At 69.2% G+C, this 5,996-nt stretch carries 8 protein-coding genes and 1 pseudogene; 8 read left to right on the top strand and 1 reads right to left on the bottom strand.

Going from position 1 to position 5,996, the window contains the following annotated elements; genetic code table 11:
* From VFE05_20030 to VFE05_20010, 5 genes are all read left to right on the top strand, one after another.
* Positions 1 to 389, top strand: a 389-nt coding sequence (locus VFE05_20030; GenBank protein HET6232374.1) for an EAL domain-containing protein, incomplete at its 5' end; no start/stop codon positions are given.
* A gap of 568 nt (positions 390 to 957) precedes the next feature.
* Entirely contained in the window at positions 958 to 1,446 is a 489-nt protein-coding gene (locus tag VFE05_20025) for an LURP-one-related family protein (protein ID HET6232373.1), read from the top strand.
* Positions 1,447 to 1,522: 76 nt separating this feature from the next.
* On the top strand, positions 1,523 to 1,648 hold the full coding sequence (locus VFE05_20020; protein ID HET6232372.1) for a hypothetical protein: 126 nt from the start codon (positions 1,523 to 1,525) through the stop codon (positions 1,646 to 1,648).
* 5 nt (positions 1,649 to 1,653) lie between these two features.
* Positions 1,654 to 2,334 carry an alpha/beta hydrolase-fold protein gene (locus tag VFE05_20015; protein HET6232371.1) on the top strand — a complete coding sequence of 227 codons (681 nt, stop codon included), beginning with the start codon at positions 1,654 to 1,656 and terminating at the stop codon, positions 2,332 to 2,334.
* Between the two features lie 388 nt (positions 2,335 to 2,722).
* Complete coding sequence (locus VFE05_20010) at positions 2,723 to 3,901, top strand: bifunctional oligoribonuclease/PAP phosphatase NrnA (protein HET6232370.1); 1,179 nt, start codon at positions 2,723 to 2,725, stop codon at positions 3,899 to 3,901.
* 307 nt (positions 3,902 to 4,208) lie between these two features.
* On the opposite strand, the gene VFE05_20005 is transcribed toward VFE05_20010, so the two are convergent.
* The gene (locus VFE05_20005; protein ID HET6232369.1) at positions 4,209 to 4,889 is read right to left on the bottom strand and encodes a hypothetical protein; all 681 of its coding nucleotides are present in this window, start codon (positions 4,887 to 4,889) and stop codon (positions 4,209 to 4,211) included.
* Between the two features lie 212 nt (positions 4,890 to 5,101).
* Between VFE05_20005 and VFE05_20000 the strand changes: the two genes are divergently transcribed.
* The 3 genes and pseudogenes from VFE05_20000 to VFE05_19990 all read left to right on the top strand — a co-directional run.
* Positions 5,102 to 5,578 carry an HIT domain-containing protein gene (locus VFE05_20000; GenBank protein HET6232368.1) on the top strand — a complete coding sequence of 159 codons (477 nt, stop codon included), beginning with the start codon at positions 5,102 to 5,104 and terminating at the stop codon, positions 5,576 to 5,578.
* A gap of 146 nt (positions 5,579 to 5,724) precedes the next feature.
* Positions 5,725 to 5,847, top strand: a pseudogene (locus tag VFE05_19995) (IS481 family transposase).
* Positions 5,824 to 5,996, top strand: a 173-nt coding sequence (locus VFE05_19990; GenBank protein HET6232367.1) for a helix-turn-helix domain-containing protein, incomplete at its 3' end; no start/stop codon positions are given. The pseudogene VFE05_19995 and the gene VFE05_19990, both read left to right, overlap by 24 nt.

Raw genomic sequence — 5,996 nt, 5'->3', positions numbered from 1 at the left:
ATGAAGTCAAGTATCCCGAGCGGGTCGTCATCGAGATCACCGAGCGCACGGCGATCACCGACTACCCCAAGTTCCAGGGCTACCTCAAGGAGTTCCGCGACCGGGGCTTCCGGTTCGCCGTGGACGACGCGGGAAGCGGGTACGCGGGGCTGGGGTCCATCGCCAACCTGGAGCCGGACTTCATCAAGCTCGACATCTCGCTGATCTCGGACATCGACGCCAACTTCATGAAGCAGAACCTGGTGGAGACCATGGTGTCGTTCGCCAACGACCACGGCATCAAGGTGATCGCCGAGGGCGTGGAGCGTGAGGAGGAGTACGACGCGGTGCGGCGGCTTGGCGTGCACCTCACGCAGGGGTTCCTGTTCCACCGGCCGAGTGCGAAGTAGAGGACCTGGAGAGCTAAAGATGGCAAGTCGAATTGGACCGAAGCAGCGTCTGATTTGGCAGCTTGTTCTAATCCTTGGATTCACGTCTTGCGCTCCTGCTCAGCAGCAAGAACTCAGCGTCGACGAGTGTGTTGCCAACGGCGTGGCGTACTTCAAGAAAGTCGATGCATATCCCACGATTTCCGCGGGCGTCAACGAAGGTCGGCCGGCCGATGACGTGATAGCTGAGCGGTGCAGCGGAACTACGACTGCCTTTCCCCGGCGTAAGCCTGAAAGCGCACCATCTAGCGCTACTACGCACGGACGATAGCCCCATCGTCGTCGATCTTCGGTATGACCGCACCATCAATCCTGTAGGGGGGCACCTGCGTGTGCCTCCGCCCGTCCGCCGCGAAACCGCCCCGGGAATCGACCGTCTCCGCTGCGCAAACACGGGCCGACACACAGTCGGGCGTCCGAGTCATCTCTGCGATCCTGTCGCACCGGCCGCGGTGGAAACCCTGCCTGATCTACCGCCGTACTCCCACGCGACCGAACGACTCCCCAACCCATCCGGAGCGATAGACGAATGCGTTACGTCATGCGGCAGAAGCTCTTCTCGTTCAAGGACGACTTCACCATCCGCGACGATGCCGGGCGCGAGCGGTTCGTGGTGAAGAGCAAGATCTTCACGCTGGGTAACCAGCTCTCGTTCCAGGACATGAGCGGCAACGAGGTCGCGTTCATCCGCCAGAAGCTGCTCTCGTTCGGGCCGTCGTACGAGATCTTCCGGAACGGCGAGCTGGCCGCCAAAGTCACCAAGGAGCTGTTCACGCTCTTCAGCTGCGCCTTCACGGTAGACGTGCCCGGGCCGGACGACCTGGAGGCCAAGGGCAGCTTCACGGACCACGACTACACCTTCCGCCGCCACGGCGAAGAGGTGGCGCGCGTCTCCAAGGAGTGGCTGTCGTTCACCGACACCTACGGCGTGGACATCGCCGCCGGCGAGGACGACGTGCTCATCCTCGCCAGCACCGTCGTCATCGACATGGCCTGCCACCCCGACGAGGAGGATTGACGTCTCGGCGAGGCCAGGCCCTGTGTGACGGTGAACCAGGGCGGGTGATGTCTGGCGGGAGACCCCTGGCGGGTGCATGAGCACCCACGGCCACCACTTCGTGAGCGACCCGATGTACGCCAGCGTGCGCCACCGCTCCGCCGTACCCGTGCTGCCGGTGCGCGGCACCCCCCGCGAACGCCGCGCCCGCCCCCGGGCCTGAGCCGCGTGGACGTCCCCGCCGCGCTCCCGCATCTGCTCCGCCAGCCGACCGTTCCCATCGACGGTGACGGCCGCCCGCCGCTGCTGGTGGTGCTGCACGGCTACGGCGGCGACGCGCACGCGCTGCTGCCGCTGGCGGAGCGGCTGGACGGGCGCTTCCTGGCTGTGGTGCCGCAGGGGCCGCTTCCGCTTTCCAACGGCGGCTGGGGGTGGTACCTGCTGGGCGACCCCGCCCCCGCCGGACGCGTCGTGGACACCGCGGGGATGCACGCAGCCCGCCTGGCCGTCCTGCGGCTGCTGGACGACGCGGCGGCGGAGTACGGCGCGGATCCGGCTCGCGCGTACCTGTGCGGCCACAGCCAGGGCGCGGCGCTGGCCCTGTGCGTGGCCCTCACCGAGCCCGAGCGGCTGGCGGGCGTGGTGGCCATGAGCGGCCGCGTGATCCCCGAGGTGCTGCCCGCGGCCGCGGCCGCCCACCGGGTGCGCGGCCTGCCCGCGATGCTGGCACACGGAACCCGGGACCCGGTGGTGCCCGCCGCCCACGGCCGCGCCGCGCGCGACCACCTGGAGCGCCTGGGCTCGCGCGTCACGTACCGCGAGTACGACGCGGAGCACTCCGTGCCGCCGGAGATGGTGGACGGCGTGAACGCCTGGCTGGGCGCCGAGCTGGAGCGCCTGCGCCGCTGACCGCCAGGCGTTCCCAAGCCGCCGCGCGCCCACGGCATCGTCACCACCGGCTGGCTCGCCTGCGTGGGCGGGGATTGCAACACCTTACGAAGCCGCCCATACGCACTCGAGCGTTATGGATCAGCTCAGGGTCGGTGTCGTACCCTCCGGACAAGCCAGGAAGCGCGAAGATCCGCGACCTGCCGCCGTGTAAACAATGGCGCAACTCTTTTGGACGTCAGGGTCCGGATCTCCGAACGTCTCGTTGTTCACCTGGATCACGGTACCGCCGTTGTCGACCAGCCGTTGACAGGTCGGGTGCGAGCCGGGTGAGGGCCCCGCCCTGGCACGGCGCTGGCAGGCCGGAGGGCGGGATACGGGGAGACGCAACCATTCTGGAGGTGTGCAGATGGCGCAACCGGTGGGCGCTGCCGGGCAGGCCGGCGCGGCGTCACCGCCCGCGGAGCCGTTCGCCGCGGGCGACGAGACCGCGCGCGTGCGCCAGCTCCGCACGCTGCTGGACGCGCGGCGCGGGGAGCGGCACGTGGTGGCGGTGCAGGACTTCCCGGACCCCGACGCCATCTCGTCGGGCATGGCGTACCGCGAGCTGGCCCGACAGTTCGGCATCGAGGTGGACGTCATGTACGACGGCCTCATCAGCCATCCCGAGAACCTGGCGCTCGTCAACCTGCTCGACATCCACCTCATCCGCTTCCACGACGACCTGCCGCTGGAGGACTACGACGCGGCCGTCTTCGTGGACAACCAGGGCACCACCACGCGGCTCACCGAGCGGCTGCGCGCCGTGGGCGTGCCCACGCTGGCGGTCATCGACCACCACGACCCGCAGGACGTGCTGGACCCCATCTTCGCCGACATCCGGCCGGTGGGCGCGGCGGCCACGCTCTTCGCCGAATACCTGCAGAGCGGCGAGATCCTCACGCTCGACGCGGAGGTGCCCGCGCACGTGACGCTCGCCACCGCGCTCATGCACGGGCTGCACAGCGAGACCGACGGCTTCGTCCGCGCACGGCCGCCGGAGTACCGCGCGGCGGCGTTCCTGAGCCGCTTCATGGACCCCGACCTGCTGGAGCGCGTGCTGTGCGTGCAGAAGTCGCACGGCACCATGGAGGTGATCGAGGCGGCGCTGCGGGAGCGCACCTCGCGCAGCGGCTTCTCGGTCGCCGGGGTGGGGTTCGTACGCTGGGCCGACCGCGACGCCATTCCCCAGGCCGCCGACTTCCTGCTCACCGAAGAGAACGTGCACACCGCCGCGGTCTACGGCCTCCTCGCCGGCGACGACGGGCGCGAGGTGGTGTCCGGCAGCCTGCGCACCACCAAGGCCACGCTGGGCGTGAGCGCTTTCCTGCTGGAGGCGCTGGGCACGGACGCGTCCGGCCGGCCGTACGGCGGAGGCCGCAGCCGCGCGGGGGGCTTCGAGGTGGACGTGGGCTTCCTGGTGGGCGACGAGGACGACCCGGAGCAGCAGGAGATGAAGTGGGAGCTGTTCAACCGCCGCATCCGCCGCAAGCTCTTCCGCGCCGCCGGCATCGAAGACGAGGACGACGACGAGCGCGAGCCGGGTTAAGGGTCTGTGAGTAGCCGCGCCGTGCGAGATCGATGGACGGTGGAACGGCTCGACAGAAGGTGGAGGATTGGAGAACCGCGGTGAGATTCGGTGCTGCGGATGCTCCGCCTGGCGCGTAAACGCGCGGGCTACTACGGCGCGAAGACCGCTTCGCGGTCTGCTCGGGAGAGGACGTCCCGTGTCGCCGAATCCCGTCGAAGCGGATGGCTCACACGGCCTCGGGATACGGACCAAAAGAGAAGGGGCTCCCCTTGGTGAGAGGGAGCCCCTTCTGTAGTCGTGGCGCGGCGGTCGTGGAGCGGGTGCGTCAAGCTTGGGCCGCGGTGGTCCACTCGCAGGCGCCGCCGCCGGTGGCGGCACAGCGGTCGTGCCGCGCGTCGTGCTTGCGGCCGGTGTAGCGCGTCACCACCTCGGAGAGGAGGCCCGAGTACAGCTTGCACGCGGCGCCTCCCGGGTCGGCGCGGACGGTGAGCGCGCCGCCGATCACCATCGCCAGCGGCTTCTTGCCCACCTTCAGCGTGCCGTCGCCCAGCACCTGCCGGAACAGCTTCTCGGCGGCGCGGCGGGCGGAGCGCTGGCGCACGGCCGCGGGCATGAGCCCGGTGAGGCGGCGCGAGGTGGCGGAGCGCTCCTCCCACGCACGCGTCGCCAGGCGGCGGCCGGCCTCCTCGAAGATCTCCTCGGCGTCCGGCCGGCGGATGACCAGGCGGATCAGGTCCTCCACGACCGGCGGAGACTGGAGGCGCTTGCGCTTCACCTCTTCGCGGAAGCGGTGGATCTGCGTGTAGATGACGTCGCTCAGGCCCAGCCGGCGCGGCATGCTCACGGCCACGTTTTCGCCCTCCAGCACCTCTTCGGGGCGGTCCATGTCGCGCATGGTCTCCAGCAGGAGCAGCGGCAGCACGGGGGTGACGTTGGGCGTGACGGCCTCGCCGCCGCCGTGGCGCGAAGGTGCTTTCCCGCGTGTGGTCTCCGTCTTCTGCATCATCGCCGATCTAAAGGGGCTCCGTGAACGGGGCGAAATTTCGCCTGCTCTTCGGTTCCTGGCAAGGCGGGCGCCGCTCCCGTGCGCGCGGCTACAGGCACGCATCGCGCCACGGCTGCGGCACTCACGGGGCCTGCCTCTTGCACGCGTGGCCGACTGCTGCGGCGTTCGTCCGCGCGGAGGCTTCCCAGCGAAAACCGAGACCGGAGGCGGGTGTGGACCCCAACGAGAACCCCAACTGCGTCTTCTGCCGCATCATCGGCGGCGACGAGATGGTGAGCGTGATCCACGAGGACGAAGAGATCATCGCCTTTCTCGACATCCAGCCGCTGCACAGCGGGCACGTGCTGGTGATGCCCAAGGAGCACCACAAGAACCTCTTCTACGTGCCCGAGGACCTCGCCGCGCGCACCTTCACCATGGCGCGCCGCATCCTCCCCGGCCTGCGCAAGGCCACGGGCTGCCGCGCCATCAACCTCTTCTCCCCCAACGGGGCCGACGGCGGGCAGGACGTCTTCCATTTCCACCTGCACCTGATCCCCGTGCCGGAGGACTCGCCGTTCCCGCTCCAGCTCCCGGACCCGAGCGCGCCGGTGCCCAGCCGCTCGCAGCTCGACGTGATGGCCACCCGCATCGGCCACTGCATCCACGAGGAGATGCAGCGCGAGCGCGAGGAGCTGGCGCAGGTCTGAAGCGGGACGGGGGATGTGGGAAGTGCCCCCTCCCCCTGCCCCCTCCCCCAAAACTGCTGTATAGACCGGAGACATACTTGACACATGTTGGGAGAGATGGTTGACACTCCAGATTAACGCTCAGGCCTCGAACAAGGAGCTTGAGCATGCCATGGAGTGGAAGCGTGGAGCGTCAACGGGCGGAGTTTCTGGCGGAGTTCTCGGCCTCGGGTGCGAATCGCCGGGCGGTATGTGCGCGGTGGAAGATCTCGCCGGAGACGGCGTATGCGCTGCTGCGCCGGTACGAGACAGAAGGAGCGGCGGCGTGGTCGGATCGCTCGCGGCGTCCTGAGCACAGCCCGCGGCAGACGTCTGCCGAGATGGAGGAACGCGTGCTGGCGCTGCGCGATGCGGACCCGAACTGGGGCGGTCGGAAGCT

The sequence above is a fragment of the Longimicrobiaceae bacterium genome, assembly GCA_035696245.1.
GTDB lineage: Bacteria > Gemmatimonadota > Gemmatimonadetes > Longimicrobiales > Longimicrobiaceae > DASRQW01.
The sequence above is the reverse complement of the archived record's forward strand: the minus strand, read 5'-3'. Positions and strand labels throughout refer to the sequence as shown.